13 protein-coding genes are annotated in these 14,364 nt (G+C 58.1%); 8 read left to right on the top strand and 5 right to left on the bottom strand.

Annotated elements, in window-relative coordinates; all coding sequences use genetic code 11:
- Positions 1-130 precede the first annotated feature (130 nt).
- Entirely contained in the window at positions 131-1,768 is a 1,638-nt protein-coding gene (locus AC2FI9_RS18895) for a GMC family oxidoreductase (protein ID WP_496769804.1), read from the bottom strand.
- A gap of 10 nt (positions 1,769-1,778) precedes the next feature.
- Positions 1,779-2,879 (bottom strand): LacI family DNA-binding transcriptional regulator, encoded by a 1,101-nt coding sequence (locus AC2FI9_RS18890; RefSeq protein ID WP_496769802.1) that lies wholly within the window; start codon positions 2,877-2,879, stop codon positions 1,779-1,781.
- Positions 2,880-3,045: 166 nt separating this feature from the next.
- On the opposite strand from AC2FI9_RS18890, the gene AC2FI9_RS18885 reads away from it, so the two are divergent.
- The 8 genes from AC2FI9_RS18885 to AC2FI9_RS18850 all read left to right on the top strand — a co-directional run bounded on the left by AC2FI9_RS18885 (position 3,046) and on the right by AC2FI9_RS18850 (position 12,009).
- Positions 3,046-4,512 (top strand): aldehyde dehydrogenase family protein, encoded by a 1,467-nt coding sequence (locus AC2FI9_RS18885; RefSeq protein WP_496769800.1) that lies wholly within the window; start codon positions 3,046-3,048, stop codon positions 4,510-4,512.
- A gap of 54 nt (positions 4,513-4,566) precedes the next feature.
- A complete protein-coding gene (locus AC2FI9_RS18880) occupies positions 4,567-5,541 on the top strand; it encodes an ABC transporter substrate-binding protein (protein ID WP_496769796.1) in 975 nt (324 codons plus the stop codon).
- A gap of 67 nt (positions 5,542-5,608) precedes the next feature.
- On the top strand, positions 5,609-7,144 hold the full coding sequence (locus AC2FI9_RS18875; RefSeq protein WP_496769795.1) for a sugar ABC transporter ATP-binding protein: 1,536 nt from the start codon (positions 5,609-5,611) through the stop codon (positions 7,142-7,144).
- Positions 7,129-8,106 carry an ABC transporter permease gene (locus AC2FI9_RS18870; protein WP_496769793.1) on the top strand — a complete coding sequence of 326 codons (978 nt, stop codon included), beginning with the start codon at positions 7,129-7,131 and terminating at the stop codon, positions 8,104-8,106. The genes AC2FI9_RS18875 and AC2FI9_RS18870 overlap by 16 nt, the downstream gene beginning before the upstream one ends.
- A gap of 3 nt (positions 8,107-8,109) precedes the next feature.
- Complete coding sequence (locus AC2FI9_RS18865) at positions 8,110-9,108, top strand: ABC transporter permease (RefSeq protein WP_496769791.1); 999 nt, start codon at positions 8,110-8,112, stop codon at positions 9,106-9,108.
- Complete coding sequence (locus tag AC2FI9_RS18860) at positions 9,105-10,205, top strand: mandelate racemase/muconate lactonizing enzyme family protein (protein WP_271946112.1); 1,101 nt, start codon at positions 9,105-9,107, stop codon at positions 10,203-10,205. Before AC2FI9_RS18865 ends, AC2FI9_RS18860 begins: the two co-directional genes overlap by 4 nt.
- Positions 10,202-11,242, top strand: coding sequence for a zinc-dependent alcohol dehydrogenase (locus AC2FI9_RS18855; RefSeq protein WP_271946114.1), 1,041 nt, complete (start codon positions 10,202-10,204; stop codon positions 11,240-11,242). The genes AC2FI9_RS18860 and AC2FI9_RS18855 overlap by 4 nt, the downstream gene beginning before the upstream one ends.
- On the top strand, positions 11,239-12,009 hold the full coding sequence (locus tag AC2FI9_RS18850) for an SDR family oxidoreductase (RefSeq protein WP_142634800.1): 771 nt from the start codon (positions 11,239-11,241) through the stop codon (positions 12,007-12,009). Before AC2FI9_RS18855 ends, AC2FI9_RS18850 begins: the two co-directional genes overlap by 4 nt.
- A 30-nt stretch (positions 12,010-12,039) precedes the next feature.
- Here the strand turns inward: AC2FI9_RS18850 and AC2FI9_RS18845 are convergent, their stop codons facing one another.
- The 3 genes from AC2FI9_RS18845 to AC2FI9_RS18835 all read right to left on the bottom strand — a co-directional run bounded on the left by AC2FI9_RS18845 (position 12,040) and on the right by AC2FI9_RS18835 (position 14,337).
- Positions 12,040-12,459, bottom strand: a complete 420-nt coding sequence (locus tag AC2FI9_RS18845; RefSeq protein ID WP_496769789.1) for a secondary thiamine-phosphate synthase enzyme YjbQ — start codon at positions 12,457-12,459, stop codon at positions 12,040-12,042.
- 112 nt (positions 12,460-12,571) lie between these two features.
- Entirely contained in the window at positions 12,572-13,435 is an 864-nt protein-coding gene (locus AC2FI9_RS18840) for a sugar phosphate isomerase/epimerase family protein (protein ID WP_496769786.1), read from the bottom strand.
- 11 nt (positions 13,436-13,446) lie between these two features.
- The gene (locus AC2FI9_RS18835) at positions 13,447-14,337 is read right to left on the bottom strand and encodes an NAD(P)-dependent oxidoreductase (RefSeq protein ID WP_496769784.1); all 891 of its coding nucleotides are present in this window, start codon (positions 14,335-14,337) and stop codon (positions 13,447-13,449) included.
- Between the last annotated feature and the right edge of the window lie 27 nt (positions 14,338-14,364).

The following is a 14,364-nucleotide window of genomic DNA, read 5'->3' as shown; positions in this document are numbered from 1 at the left end:
GCGGCAAACTGAGGCTAGTTCGAATTAGTCGGAAAACATCTAGGAAAATCCGTTTTCGGTCGGGCGGGCAGCGCGACGCCATTTTTTGCGCCAGAAATCGGATCAATGACGGACGACGCCGCAGCTTAGGTTAAGAATTGCGTCCCTCGCGTGCTGATCCGATGCCAAGGATCAGGTCGGCGCATCGTTCGCCAAGCATCATGGCAGGTGCGTTTGTGTTGCCGGCGTTGATGTCAGGCACTGCGGACATGTCGCAAACCCGTAAGCGCTCGATCCCGCGCACACGCATTCTGGCGTCCAGCACTGCCATACCGTCGCCGTCCCGGCCCATTTTGGCAGTGCCCGCCGGGTGATAGTTGGTTTTTACGAATCTCTTACAATGTGCTCGCAGCGTCTGTTCGTCGTCCGCTATCGGAATGACGATTTCGCGGATCCTTTGTGCAAGCGGGCCGGACGTGAATGCCTGGCGAAAGAACCGCTGTCCCCGGATCATCTCTTGCATGTCGTCTTCATGCTTCAGAAGGTTGGGCGAGACCACAGGCATGGCGAGAGGATCGTTCGAACGAAGCTGAACCTCTCCGCGTGATTTCGGTTTGACCACGACGGTCGTAACGGTCAGGCCAAAGTCATCCTGCACCTCGTCCAGCGCGTCGCGATCCAGATATACGATGGGAACGCAAAAGGCTTGGATGGTTGGTTCTCCATCAGGAGCCGAAGGATTGACGAACGCGCCGGCTTCGACCCCGGCCGAAGTCACGGGGCCGCTGCCGAACAGTTTGAACTGTATGCCGTTTCGCAGCATCCGCCAGCCTTCACCTTGTTTGAAATATCCGTATGGACCGTTTGCAAAGGCGGTGATTGGAACTTCGGGGTGGTCGATCAAGTTCTGGCCGACCCCAGGCACTGAGCAGACCACGGGAATATCGTGTTCGGCAAGATGTGCATCCGGTCCGATACCCGACAGCAATAGGATTTTCGGCGTGACCAGAGCGCCCGCCGCAAGGACAATCTCACCATCACACTGGACGGTGTGGAACCCGTGTTTGTCGCGATACTGCACACCGACAGCCCTGTCGTTTTCGACAATGACTTTGCTGACCGTTGCGCCAAGCCGGACGATCAAATTAGAGTTTTTCTCGAGAGGGTCGAGGAAAGCATAAGCTGACGAGCTGCGCTTTCCGGCGCGATTGGTGAATTGATAGAAGCCGACACCGCGCTGTGTTGCGCCGTTGAAGTCAGTGTTGAATGGTTCGCCAAGGGCCTGCACCGACTGAACGAACCAACGGGACATTTCGTCGATATGCCCCGGATCCGAGACCTGCAGCGGACCGTTGCTGCCATGCAGGTCATTGTGAAGTCTGTTGTTGTCTTCCATCCTGCGGAAATAGGGCAGCACATCGTCCCATCCCCAACCAACCCTGTCGTTGGTATTTCGGAGTAGGTCGTTCCAAGCGTCATAATCGGAAGGGCGACCGCGCATATAGACCTGCGCATTCACGGACGACCCGCCGCCAAGTACGTTGGCCTGCGGAATGTCATGCACGCGGCCGTCAAGGTGGTCCTGCGGTTCGGTCTGGTGATAGGTCATGAACTTGGACCCGTTGATCATCTTGAAGATACCCGGCGGCATGTCCAGCAACGGATGGCGGTGCGAATGCCCGGCCTCCAGCAACAGAACCCTGCACTTGCCCTGGTTGACCAGTCGCGCTGCAGCTGCGGCGCCGGCAGAGCCGCCGCCGATTACGATGTGATCGAAGGTTTCCGTCATGATTTCGCCTTCAGGTCCGGCGTTTGGGTTCGCTGATCGAGTCGCGCTCGACCAGTTCGCATTCAAGCTTTACGAGTGGGTGCCTCTGACCATCCGTCGGCCCGTGGAATAGCTGTTCGACGACCCAGCGTCCCATCGCCCGGGTGGGAAGGATCATCGAGGTCAGGGGTGGCGACAGGTGCCGCGCGGTTTCGTCATCGTCAAATCCGATGACCGAGATGTCCTCGGGGATTGAAAGGCCAAGTTCCTTGAGTGCCTCATAGCAACCGATTGCCATGCGGTCATTCTGACAGAAAATGGCGGTTGGCGGAGAGGGCAGATCCATCAATTCACGCGTGGCGGCATATCCGGCGCTGGGCAACCAATTGCCTTCGACAACCAAGTCCTCGTCGAACGGAATGTCGGCGGAAGCCAAGGCGTTTCTGTACCCGGTCGTTCGTCCAGCGGCGCATTCCATGAACGGCTCACCGGTTATTGTGGCGATCCGTTTGTGCCCGGCCTTGATCAGGGCGTTGGTCGCCGTATGTCCAGCAGCGACTTCGCCGGGGATCACCGCAGGAAAGGAGAGGTCGTCGCAAAAGCAGTTCAGTAGCATAACCGGGGTTGCGGTCTGCCTGAGGATTTCCGGAACGACCACCCGCCGGGTGAAAACGGTTGCGTAAATGATGCCCGCAACCTGTTGGTCGAGGAAATACCGGAGCGTATTGGGCTCGACCTCGGGGTCGTTTTGGGTTTCTGCCAGCAATACAAGATTACCGGTGTCCCGAACGGCCTGTTTCACCCCGTTAAAAGCGTTCACCATTTCGGGGCTTGACGCCAGATCATCCACGACGAAAGCGATGGTCCCGTCCAGCGCCGCGGGCCGGCGCGCGCTGTCCTGGGGTTTCCTGAGTTGAGAGGGCATGGCGTATCCAAGCGTGTTGGCGGCATCCAGGACTCGTTGCTTTGTGTCCTCGGAGATTTTGACGGAATCGTTCTTGTTCAGAACCAGCGATACTGTCGTTTGTGAGCATCCGGCGACGCGTGCAATGTCGTGCATCGTTATGCGCTGCCGGCCCGCGACTCGTCCTACACCCCTGTGTTGCCCGGCCTTGTTCGCTTGATCGTTCATCGTTCAACCTTTTTGTTCGTATCCTTTTTATCGACTATGCGGAGGACGTGCAACTAATATTAGTTGATAGTAATTAATATTAGTGTTGACGAAATAATATTATTAGTGTTTTGATCGGTGGTGCGGTCGCCATTGTGGTTTGACCGAGCAAGCGCGGGAGGCGAAATTGCGGTCTGTAGTAGGGGAGCTGGGTCCAGTCGTTCGGCATTCGATGTTCATCGATGGCCGCTTTGTCGACTTTGACGCGGACACGGTTGTTGTCGAAAACCCTGCAAATGAAGAGATCGTTGCGCTGGTTCCAGATGGCGCCGCCGCTCACGCGGATGCGTCGGTCGAGGCGGCCCATCGGGCTTTTGGCTCGTGGTCCTCGCGCCCGGCGATCGAGCGGGCTCGGCTGGTCCTGAGACTCGCTGAGGCCGTCCGGGTCGACGCCGGTCGTTTGGCTGCTCTGATAACCGCCGAGCAGGGCAAGCCGATCTCGCAAGCCCGAGGTGAAGTGGATGCTGCCGTCACCTTTCTTTGCCATGCGGCTGAAGAGGCCCGGAGGATTTCGGGTGACATAGTTGCATCGGACAACGAGTCCGAGGAAATCCAGATCCGGCGTCATCCTTATGGCGTTGTTGTTGCGTTGACAGCCTGGAACTATCCGTTGGCATTGGCCGCCAGGAAGGTCGGACCCGCGCTGGTCGCGGGCAACACCGTTGTTCTGTTGGGGCACGAAATCACGCCGCTGTCCGGTCTTGCGGTCGCCGAGCTTGCCAACAAGGTCGGGTTTCCGCCTGGTGTTCTTAATGTTCTGACAGGCAAGGGGCCGGTGGTAGGGCAGCGGTTGGTCGAACACCCCGATACTTCACTGATTACAATGACCGGCAGCACACGCGCCGGGAAAGAGATTTTTCGCGCTGCGGCCAACCGGATCAAGGTTGTCCGGCTCGAGCTTGGCGGTAAGGCTCCGTTCATCGTGATGGAGGATGCGGATATTGACGCCGCCGTTTCGGCCGCCATTGCCGCCCGGTTTGCCAATTGCGGCCAGATTTGCACCTGCAACGAGCGTATGTATCTGCATCGCGGCATTGCGGATCAGTTCCTGGAAAAATTCGTGTCCGCGGCCCGCGCTTTGTCGATCGGGGATCCGATGGACGACTGCGATTTGGGTCCCAAAGTCAGCAAGGCCGAAGTGACCAAGGTCGTCGAGATCATCCAGCGCAGCATCGCCGAAGGCGCCACGGTTCATCTTGCAGGCGGGCCCCTGACGGACGGGGCGCACCATAAGGGGCACTGGATGTCCCCGACGGTTCTTGAGGTCTCAGACAACGGCAATGCCGCGATGCAAGAGGAGGTCTTTGGCCCCGTGGCGACAGCAATGCGAGTCGATGATTTTGATCAGGCGATAGACGCAGCGAATGACACATCATTCGGGCTGTCTGCCTATCTCTTTACGGCATCGCACCGGCGATTGATGGAAGCCCCGAGCCGTTTGAAGTTCGGCGAATTGTACCTGAACCGCTCCAATGGCGAGGCCGTGCAGGGATTTCATACCGGTTGGGGTATGTCCGGGGTTGGGGGTGAAGACGGCGCTTATGGCTTCGATGGCTATCTGAGGAAGCAGACGACTTACATGAATTGGGCATGACCTAAAACTCGCGGTCAAAACGGAGGCGACCGCACCAATGGAGGAGGAATAACCATGAAACGCAGAACTCTTTTGATCTCGACGGTTGTCGCGGGTGCGCTGTTGGGCACGACTGCGATAGCGCAGGATCTGCCACAGCTTGAGCAGAAGGAGCGCTACAAAGTCGGCTTTGCGCAGATGGAGTCGAACAATCCGTGGCGTATTGCCGAGACCAAATCGTTCCATGACACGGCCGAGGCCTGCGGCTGGGACCTTGTCGCGACGGATGCAGCTGGATCAGCGGCCAAGCAGGTAGCAGATGTGGACAGCATGATCGCACAAGGCATCGACGTTCTGTTTCTGCCTCCAAGGGAAGAAAAGCCACTGATTCCGGCCGTTATGAAAGCACGCGCCGCCGGCATTCCGACTTTTCTCGTGGACCGCTCGGTTGATCCGGCCGTCGCCAAGCCAGGCGAGCATTTCGTAGCATTCCTAGGATCGGACTTCATTGATCAGGGCAACCGGGCCGCGCAATGGCTGATGGACAATTTTGACGGCGACCAGGGCGTTATCGTCCAGTTGGAGGGCACAACTGGTTCTTCACCTGCAAATGACCGTAAAAAGGGTTTCGACGACGCGATCGCAGCGGACGACCGCTTTGAGATCGTGGCTTCTCAGACCGGTGACTTTGCGCGCGATCTGGGTCGTCAGGTGATGGAAACCCTGCTACAGGCGCACCCCGACGTGAACGTGGTCTACGCCCACAATGACGAGATGGCGATCGGCGCGATCCAGGCTCTGGAACTGGCCGGCCGCAAGCCAGGCGAGGACGTGACCATCGTTTCGATTGATGGAACGCGTGATGCGCTTCAGGCAATTATCGATGGCAAGATGGGCGTGACCGTAGAAAGCTCCCCCTTCTTTGGCCCATTGGCTTGTGATGTCATGAAGAAGTATGCGGCGGGCGAGCAGATCCCTGAGTGGGTAAAGGTCGAAGACCGGATCTTTACGCAAGACAACGCCGCTGATCACATCGACGAAGCCTATTGATTCTCCCTGTTGGGTGGTGCTGGCTGAGTGTCAGCGCTGCCCGCAAGCAATTGGAGTACGAGATATCATGAACGCGCTCGTTTCGATGTCGGGGATCGACAAGTCTTTTGCTGAGGTTCCAGCACTCAGCCAGGCCAGTCTGGAAATAGCACCCGGCGAAGTTCACGCACTCATCGGGCAGAACGGTGCCGGCAAATCGACGATGATCAAGGTCCTTACCGGAGTTTACGGCCGGGATGCCGGTGACGTCTATCTGACGGGCGCGCCAAGCCGCATTTCTACCCCGCGCGAAGCGCAGAAATACGGAATTGCCACAATCTATCAAGAGCTCAACCTGGTGCCGCTGCGGTCAGTGACCGAGAACATCATCATGGGGTACGAGCCCAAACGCCTGGGCTTTCTGGTCGACTGGCGCGAGTGTAACAGGCGCGCACGCGAGGTTCTTGCGCGCTTTGGCATAGATATCGACGTAACCGAGCCTCTGGGGAATTTCTCGACTGCGATCCAGCAGTTGGTCGCGATAGCGCGAGCGGTGTCGCTGGACGCGAAGCTGGTCATTATGGACGAGCCGACGTCGTCGCTTGATGCCAGCGAGGTCGAGGTTTTGTTCGGTGTGGTGCGCGAGTTGAAGAAACAGGGCGTGTCCGTTCTGTATGTCTCGCATTTCCTCGATGAGCTGTTCCAGATCTGCGATCGGGTCACAACGATGCGCGACGGGCGCACTGTCAGCACTCGCAATGTCCAGGACACGACCAAGCTGGAAATGATCGCGGACATGCTGGGCCGCAACAAGGACGAGATTGCGGCAGACGGTTTGACGGACTTCGCCGGCGCCAAGGCTAAGAAAGGCGATATCGTTCTGCGGGCCGACTCTGTTTCGACTGGCCCACGACTGACGCATTTCGACCTCACGCTCCACCGCGGGGAAATTGTTGGGCTGGGCGGGCTGCTGGGCTCAGGCCGGACTGAGGCGACGCGGGCCTTGTTCGGAGTGGACGGAGCACTCAGCGGCGCAATCGAGATACACGGTGCGGTCGGGCAACCGTCCGGACCGGGTGAAGCGATAGCAAACGGGGTCGGCTTTCTGACCGAAGATCGCAAGGCCGAAGGGATTATTCCCGACATGTCCGTGCGTGAGAACATAACGTTGGCCCTGTTGCCGAAACTAGCCAGCCGTGGTCAGATCGATTTTGCCCGCGAGCGCGAGATCGTTCAGGCCTTCATCGACGATCTGGGCATCAAGGCGGCGCATATGGACCAACCCATTCGCGAGTTGTCCGGCGGCAACCAGCAGAAGGTGCTGCTTGCCCGTTGGCTGGCGACGCAGCCCGACATCCTGATACTCGATGAGCCGACCCGAGGCGTGGATGTCGGCGCCAAGCGAGAGATCCAATCGTTCATTCGGTCTTACGTCGAGAAGGGGTTTGGCGTGGTCCTCATCAGTTCAGAATTCGAAGAACTGGTAGAAGGCGCCGACCGCATCGTGGTCATGCACGAGGGGCGCTCGGTCAAGGAACTGACCAACCCCGGGATTACCGAGAACATACTGGTGCGCGCGCTTGCGCATCATGAAGGAGGATCTGGTTCATGGACCGAGCAATGAAGTTGCCGCAACGGGTCGCCTCAATGCCCTTCCGCTTTCACGGCGGCATCGCCGCGTTGGTCGCCTTATTGGTGTTCAACGCGTTTTTCACCCCCAATTTCCTGCAACTGCAAACATTGTTCGTGAATATCAGCCAGGTTGCCACGATCGCCATCGTGGCCATGGGCATGACGCTGGTGATCGCCACGGGTGGTATCGATCTTTCGGTCGGTGCGGTCATGGCACTGGCGGGGGCAGTTGCTCCGCTGATTTTCCTGTCGGATCTGGGCGCTGCCTATCCGATGCTGGGCGTCACTTTGGCCATTGTCCTACCGCTGTTTATCGCCGGGCTATGCGGGGTGTTCAACGGTGTGATGGTTGCCGTGTTGAATGTGCAACCCATTATTGCGACGCTCATTCTCTTTATCTCGGGTCGCGGTATTGCCCAAGTCTTGACGAACGGGAACCTGCAGACGTTTTCCAACCCTTCATTCAGTTATCTTGGAACCGGCAAAGTGCTTGGCTTGCCGTTCCAAGGGTGGCTGGCGCTGGTCATTGCCTGTGTTCTGTTTTGGGCTATCACCAGAACCACTTGGGGTCGTTACCTGCTGGCTATCGGCGGCAATGAACGCGCGGCCTATCTGTCGGGCGGTCCTGTCCGGCGGGTCAAGATTGGGGCCTATGTCATCTGCGCCGTGCTTGCGGGTCTGGCGGGGCTGATCGTCGTTGCTATCAACTCGGCTTCGGACGCGGCGCGCAACGGTAATCTTATGGAGCTTGATGCCATCGCGGCCGCGGTTGTTGGCGGGGCTCTTTTGCAAGGCGGGCGGGCGCCGATCTTCGGTGCCATACTGGGAGCCGTTATCATCCAATTGGTCAAATATACGTTGTTGGCCAACGGGGTAGAGGACGAAGTTGCACTAATCGCCAAAGCCGTCATCATTATCCTGGCCGTTTGGGTCCAGCAATTCCGGAGGGCATGATTGGTGTTGGATGAAACGGCTTTTGACCTGCGAAAATACCTTCGGCGCAATTCGGCTTCGGTGACGGTGTGGATCGCACTGCTGACTTTGATCCTGTTTGGGCTGATGCGCTATGACAACTTTGGAAGCGCCTACAATTTCTCGTCTTTCCTGAATTACAACGCGATGTTCATTGCGATCGCGCTGGGCATGTGCTTCGTGATCATGACCGGCGGGATTGATTTGTCGGTCGGATCCGTGGCGGCCTTTACGTCGGTTGTTGCGGCCTATCTCAGCCCCTACGGGATTCAGATTGCGCTGCCGGGGGCCGTTCTTGCCGGCGTTGGCTTCGGAGCGATCAACGCCTTTTGCATAATCATCCTTCGGATCCCGCCCTTCATCGCCACACTGGCAACCATGCTAGCCGCCAAAGGCGGCGCATTGGTGATTTCGGGCGCTCAGACAATTTCGGTCGATTGGGGGTCGAACTTCACCAAGCTTGGCATGGGGCAGGCGTTTGGCCTGTTTCCATGGGCAATCGTCATCGTAGCCGGACTGACGCTGGCACTTTGGCTGGTGCTGGAAAGAACAACCATCGGGCGGACCGTCTTGGCGATCGGTGGCAGCGAGGATGCCTCGAACCTCATGGGTCTGAAGGTGAATCGCGCCAAGGCTTTCGTCTACCTGCTTTCGGGCGGCTGCGCAGGGCTGGCTGGCGTCTTTCTGGCCTCGGGTTTTGGAGCCGGACAACCCCTTGAGGGCATCGGATGGGAATTGTCGGCCATCGCGTCCGTTGTTGTGGGCGGCACCTTGTTGACAGGTGGGATGGGTTCGATCCCTGCGACCGTGGCCGGAGCGCTTTTGCTGGGTCTGGTGTTCAACGTTCTGAACTTTGAAAACGGTCAGGGGACCATCAGTTTCAGCGCCTATTGGCAGATGGTCATACGTGGAGGCTTTCTTTTTGTGGTCATCCTCTTACAGTCTCGGGTTATTGCCAGGCAGCAGAAGGTCTTGGGTTCGTGAATCGCATAGAAAGTGTTTCAGCGCGGCTGTTCAACGTCCCGCTCGCCGAAGTCCTGGTCGATGCCAAACATGGCGATCACACGTTCTTTCAATTGATCACCGTTACCATTCAAACGTCGGATGGGGTTGAGGGGGTTGGGTATACCTATACGGGCGGCAAGGGCGGTCATGCCATCTTGGCGATGATCCAGCATGATCTAGCGCCGTTCCTGGTTGGACAAGGCGCCGAACAGATCGAAAGCCTGTACGATGCCATGCAATGGCATGTGCACTATGTGGCACGGGGTGGGATCGCCTCGTTCGCCATTTCGGCCGTGGATATTGCCCTTTGGGACATTCGCGGCCGAACGCAGAATGCACCACTATGGCAAATGGCTGGTGGAGCGTCCAAACGGTGCAAGGCCTACGCCGGCGGGATCGACCTGAATTTCTCGTTGGAGAAACTGCTGTTGCAGACCGAAGGCTACCTTGCGCGTGGGTTCAACGCGGTCAAGATCAAGGTCGGTCAACCGGATCTGGCCGATGATCTGGCGCGGGCCCGGGCGGTGCGCGAAATGTTGGGGCCGGACCGGTTCTTCATGGTCGACGCGAATTACTCCATGAGCGTCGAGCAGGCCATCGTGGCAGCCCGAGGGTTCGCCGACTGCGATATCCTGTGGTTCGAGGAACCGACAATTCCAGACGATTACAAAGGCTATGGCCGAATTGCCGAAGCCACGGGCGTGCCCCTTGCTATGGGTGAAAACCTGCACACGATTCACGAATTCGAGTACGCCTTTGATGACGCGAAGCTGAGTTTCATCCAGCCCGATGCTTCAAATTGCGGCGGGATCACCGGCTGGTTGCGCGTGGCCGCGCTGAGCGCACAGCACGACATTCCGGTTTGCAGTCATGGGATGCAGGAGCTGCACGTCAGCCTTGTTGCCGCGCAACCCAACGCAGGGTGGCTAGAAGTACACTCATTCCCGATAGATCAGTACACGACCCGTCCGCTGGTTGTGGAAGACTGTATGGCCGTGGCCCCGGATACTCCGGGAACCGGAGTGGAATTCGACTGGGACAAACTGAATATAGAACACAGGGAGATGCATACATGACGACCCAGACGATTTCTGCGGCGTATTATCGGGGCAACAAGAGCTTTGCCGTGGAACAGGCCCAAGCGAAAGCTCCGGGCCCCGGCGAGGCCGTCATTCGCGTTGCCTATTGCGGGATTTGTGGGACGGATATGCACGTCTATCACGGCAACATGGATGCCCGTGTCGGTCTAAACCGGGTGATCGGGCACGAGATGTCTGGTGTCGTTGAAGCAGTGGGCGAGGGGGTGCATACGGTCCAACCCGGCCAGAAGGTCGTTGTCCGGCCGCTTGATCATTGTGGCGAATGCCCGGCCTGCAAGCGGGGGCATCAGCATATCTGCCAAAATCTCAAATTTCTCGGCCTCGACACCGATGGCGCCATGCAAGAGATCTGGACCGTTCCGGCCCATACGTTGCACATTCTGCCAGACGACTTGCGCATGGATCACGCGGCGCTGATCGAGCCGGTCGCCGTTGCCTGCCACGATGTGCGGCTGTCTGGCCTGCAACCTGGCGAGGACGTTGTCGTTATCGGCGGCGGCCCGATCGGCATCCTGGTTGCCATGGTTGCGCGGGATGCGGGTGGAAATGTCGTGATTTCCGAAGTGAATCCGAACCGTCTTGCGATTGCTGAAAAACTTGGTTTTGACACGATAAACCCAATCGAAACCGACCTGGTGTCCACAATCAACGCGCGCACGGGCGACAAAGGCGCTGATGTGGTTTTCGAGGTGTCGGGAACGCAGCCCGGAGTTGATGCGATGACCGCCGTTGCCGCGACTCGGGCCCGGATCGTGATGGTCGCGATCCATGCACAAAAGCCCCAGATAGACCTGTTCCAGTTCTTCTGGCGAGAGCTGCAACTGATCGGTGCTCGGGTCTATGAGCCAGAGGATTACGAGAAAGCCATTGCAGTTGTCGCCTCGGGCGGAGTGGACGCGGATGTTGTGATTACTGACGTCAGCCCTCTGGCAGACATCCAGGCCGCGTTCGAAGCACTGGATCGCAGCCCAACCGCAATGAAAAGCCTGATCGAAGTAGGACCGCGTTCATGAGTGTTTTGAAAAGTTTCGACCTGACGGGAACGACGGCCCTTGTGACTGGGTGCAAACGCGGTATCGGGCGCGGAATGGCCGAGGCATTGGCATCGGCTGGAGCCGATATAATCGGAGTGTCCGCCTCGCTTGAGCTGTCCGGGGCGGATGTCGAAAAAGCCGTGACAGCGATGGGACGCAGTTTCCGGGCTTACCAATGCGACTTCTCGGATCGCGCTGCGCTTCATGCGTTCATTGATCAGTTGAGGGCCGACGGACAAACTCCTGATATCCTTGTCAACAATGCCGGCACGATCAAACGAAAACCCGCCACTGAACACCCGGACGACTGGTGGGACGAAGTGATCGAGGTGAACCTGTCCTCGCAGTTCGTTCTGTCTCGCGAGATCGGCAAGGACATGCTGGCGCGCGGCTCGGGCAAGATCATCTTCACCGCCTCGCTGCTGACGTTTCAGGGCGGCATCACCGTTCCCGGATATGCGGCCTCGAAAGGTGGGATTGGACAGCTGACGAAGGCCCTGGCCAATGAGTGGGCCGGGCAGGGTGTGAACGTGAATGCAATCGCCCCCGGCTACATCGCGACCGACAATACCCAAGCCCTGCAGGACGATCCGGTCCGATCAAAGTCGATTCTGGAACGAACACCCCAAGGCCGTTGGGGTACGCCTGGTGATTTTGCCGGACCTGTAGTCTTTTTGGCTTCTGCAGCGTCGGACTACGTCAACGGTGAAATCCTTGTTGTCGACGGGGGCTGGATGGGGCGGTAACACCGTCAACTCTCCATGTGACCCAAGGCATCACGTCCCGATGTAGTGCACCTTCAATCGTCGTGTCTTGGGTGCCTCGCGATGTTCGAAGAGATACAGGCTTTGTACGCGGCCCAGCGGAAGCTGCCCCTGTTCGACCGGGATGGACACCTGCGTTTGCGTCAACAGCGCCCGCAAATGCGATGGCGCGTTGTCGTCTTCGCTCGGGCGATGGTGATATTTGCCTGATGATTTGGAGACCAGTTCTTCGAAGAACGTCTCGATATCCTTGACCACCTCGGGATCGGCATTGGCCTGAACCAACAGCGCGGCACCGGTGTGGACGCACCAAAGGGTCAGCAGGCCCGAGCCAAGTTCATGGTCAGACACCGCACCCTGAACCACCCCGCTGATGTCGGTGAGGGATTTGCCGGGCGTTTCAATGGACAGCTCAAAAAACTCTTGCTTCATCCATCAGATCCTTTCCTTGATTTTGCGCGAATGCGCCCAGCTTTCCGCACCCCATTCGGCATTCAACTTTGAGGCTTAAGTATATGATTTGTAAAGTACAATGGCGCTTCATTCATGCGAACAGGCTTTTGAACCTGTCCACACACAGACGAAACCCATCTTCGAAGTTTCCGTTGCCGGGATGATAAACGCTCTCGAAAGAAATGACGCCATCATAGCCGTCGGATCTGAGCGCGTCCGCGATGGGTTGGAACAGAGGCGCAAGCTGACCTTCCCCCATACGGCGCACTTCCAGCGTTGCCCGTGGCGTGTCGACCTTTACGTCCTTGATGTGAATGTGACCTAAATAGCCGCCGCGCAGTTCTTCGTAACCGTCCGGGTATGCCAGTTCATGGCACCAGCAGTTGTTTCCGGGGTCCCAAAGTACCTTCAACGCATCCTTTGCATCCAACTCGTCGATCAGTTTGCGGGCTGTATAGTTGGAATTGACCAGCGTGCCGTTTCCGGTTTCTACGACAAGCGTCACGCCCTCAGCCCTGGCAAGTTCAACCGCCGGCGCGATCAGCGGCGGCATCGAGTCCCATACCCCATGCGCCACGTTCCACTTCTCGGCGCCGTTTTTTCCCCAGAGTATCTGCTCTTTTCGTTGGGTCATGATCCGAACCAGCGGAGACCCCACGATATGCGCCATGTCGATCACGCGTTTCAAGGCGTCCATGTGTCGGGTGTGCAGGTTGTCGCCGGGCCTGTTGGCAGCTGTCATCCCCGCAAAGATATGGCGCGACAGACACGACACAAGCTTGCCCCGGTCGCGCAAGAGCGCGTCGATCTCGGCAATTTCCTGCGGGGAATGGTCCCCGACCTCGGTGTCGCCCACGAACTGTAGCTCTGCATAGTCCAGGCCGAATTCGTCCATTACGTCCACGGCCTGCCGCAGATCGCGGGAAATGCCGTCGCAAATCACACCTAGTTTCATATCCGGTCCTCTCAGCGATGCAATTCTGCGCCAACGATCTCTTCGATGACGCGGGTACACACCCAGTTGTCGCCGTTCGGGTATTTGGTTTTTCCGGCGTGAAAGATCTGCATTGCGGACGAGGCAGTGTGCATAGGAACGCCCAACGCACCGGCCAGTGCCAGAGAGATCGTCAGGTCCTTGTGCATAGTTGCGATATGACTACCGGTAGCCTCGAACTTGCGATCAATGATGTTTTCAAGGGCGGTATTCACGACGCCGCACCCCGCGCTGGAGGATGAGAACACGTCATGCAATGCCTGACCGGTGACACCGGCTTTGGCCGCCAGGGCCGCAGCCTCGAATGTGGCGGAAAAGATCGACCCGATAAGGGATTGCAGGCAGGCTTTCACGGTTTGCCCGTCACCGGCGTTTTCTCCGACCCGGTGAATGGTTGCCGACACTGCCTGCATGACTTTGGCGTTTTGGTCCAGCACATCAGCGGCACCGGCAGCCATCATCGTCAATGTGCCGTTCTGCGCGCCGGGAAACCCACCCGAGACCGGAGTGTCGATCAGGTGGATGCCGGAGCCCTCCATGTCATGCCCGATGGCGCTTGCTTCGGCCGGTGTAATGGTCGCCGACAGGATGACAGTTCCGCCTTCGGCCATGTTCGCAACCAGTCCGTTTTCACCCAGAATGACATCGCGGGCCTGATCTCCGTGCATCACCATGACAAACACGCTGGCGGCGTGACGACCGACCTGTCCCACGCTGTCCTTGGGCAGGCCGCCCATGTCGGTAAATGCCGCCATGCGTGTCTCGCTCAGGTCGAAACCGGATGTTTCAAAGCCATTCTTGATCAGGTTCTTGGCAAGGCCGCTGCCCATGTCGCCAAGACCTATTACGCCTGTGGTTTTCATTTGGACTCCTCCCGTTCTTCCGTCTTT

The organism is Ruegeria sp. CDSA246 (genome assembly GCF_059611225.1).
Note: the sequence above shows the minus strand (reverse complement) of the source record. Positions and strands in the feature narration are given on the sequence as shown.

Bases quoted from the DNA above. Each gene is read 5' to 3' on its own strand.
- AC2FI9_RS18845 (WP_496769789.1), bottom strand. From the start codon at position 12,459: ATGAAGCAAGAGTTTTTTGAGCTGTCCATTGAAACGCCCGGCAAATCC.
- AC2FI9_RS18855 (WP_271946114.1), top strand. From the start codon at position 10,202: ATGACGACCCAGACGATTTCTGCGGCGTATTATCGGGGCAACAAGAGC.
- AC2FI9_RS18870 (WP_496769793.1), top strand. From the start codon at position 7,129: ATGGACCGAGCAATGAAGTTGCCGCAACGGGTCGCCTCAATGCCCTTC.
- AC2FI9_RS18835 (WP_496769784.1), bottom strand. From the start codon at position 14,337: ATGAAAACCACAGGCGTAATAGGTCTTGGCGACATGGGCAGCGGCCTT.
- AC2FI9_RS18895 (WP_496769804.1), bottom strand. From the start codon at position 1,768: ATGACGGAAACCTTCGATCACATCGTAATCGGCGGCGGCTCTGCCGGC.
- AC2FI9_RS18840 (WP_496769786.1), bottom strand. From the start codon at position 13,435: ATGAAACTAGGTGTGATTTGCGACGGCATTTCCCGCGATCTGCGGCAG.
- AC2FI9_RS18880 (WP_496769796.1), top strand. From the start codon at position 4,567: ATGAAACGCAGAACTCTTTTGATCTCGACGGTTGTCGCGGGTGCGCTG.
- AC2FI9_RS18875 (WP_496769795.1), top strand. From the start codon at position 5,609: ATGAACGCGCTCGTTTCGATGTCGGGGATCGACAAGTCTTTTGCTGAG.
- AC2FI9_RS18890 (WP_496769802.1), bottom strand. From the start codon at position 2,879: ATGAACGATCAAGCGAACAAGGCCGGGCAACACAGGGGTGTAGGACGA.
- AC2FI9_RS18850 (WP_142634800.1), top strand. From the start codon at position 11,239: ATGAGTGTTTTGAAAAGTTTCGACCTGACGGGAACGACGGCCCTTGTG.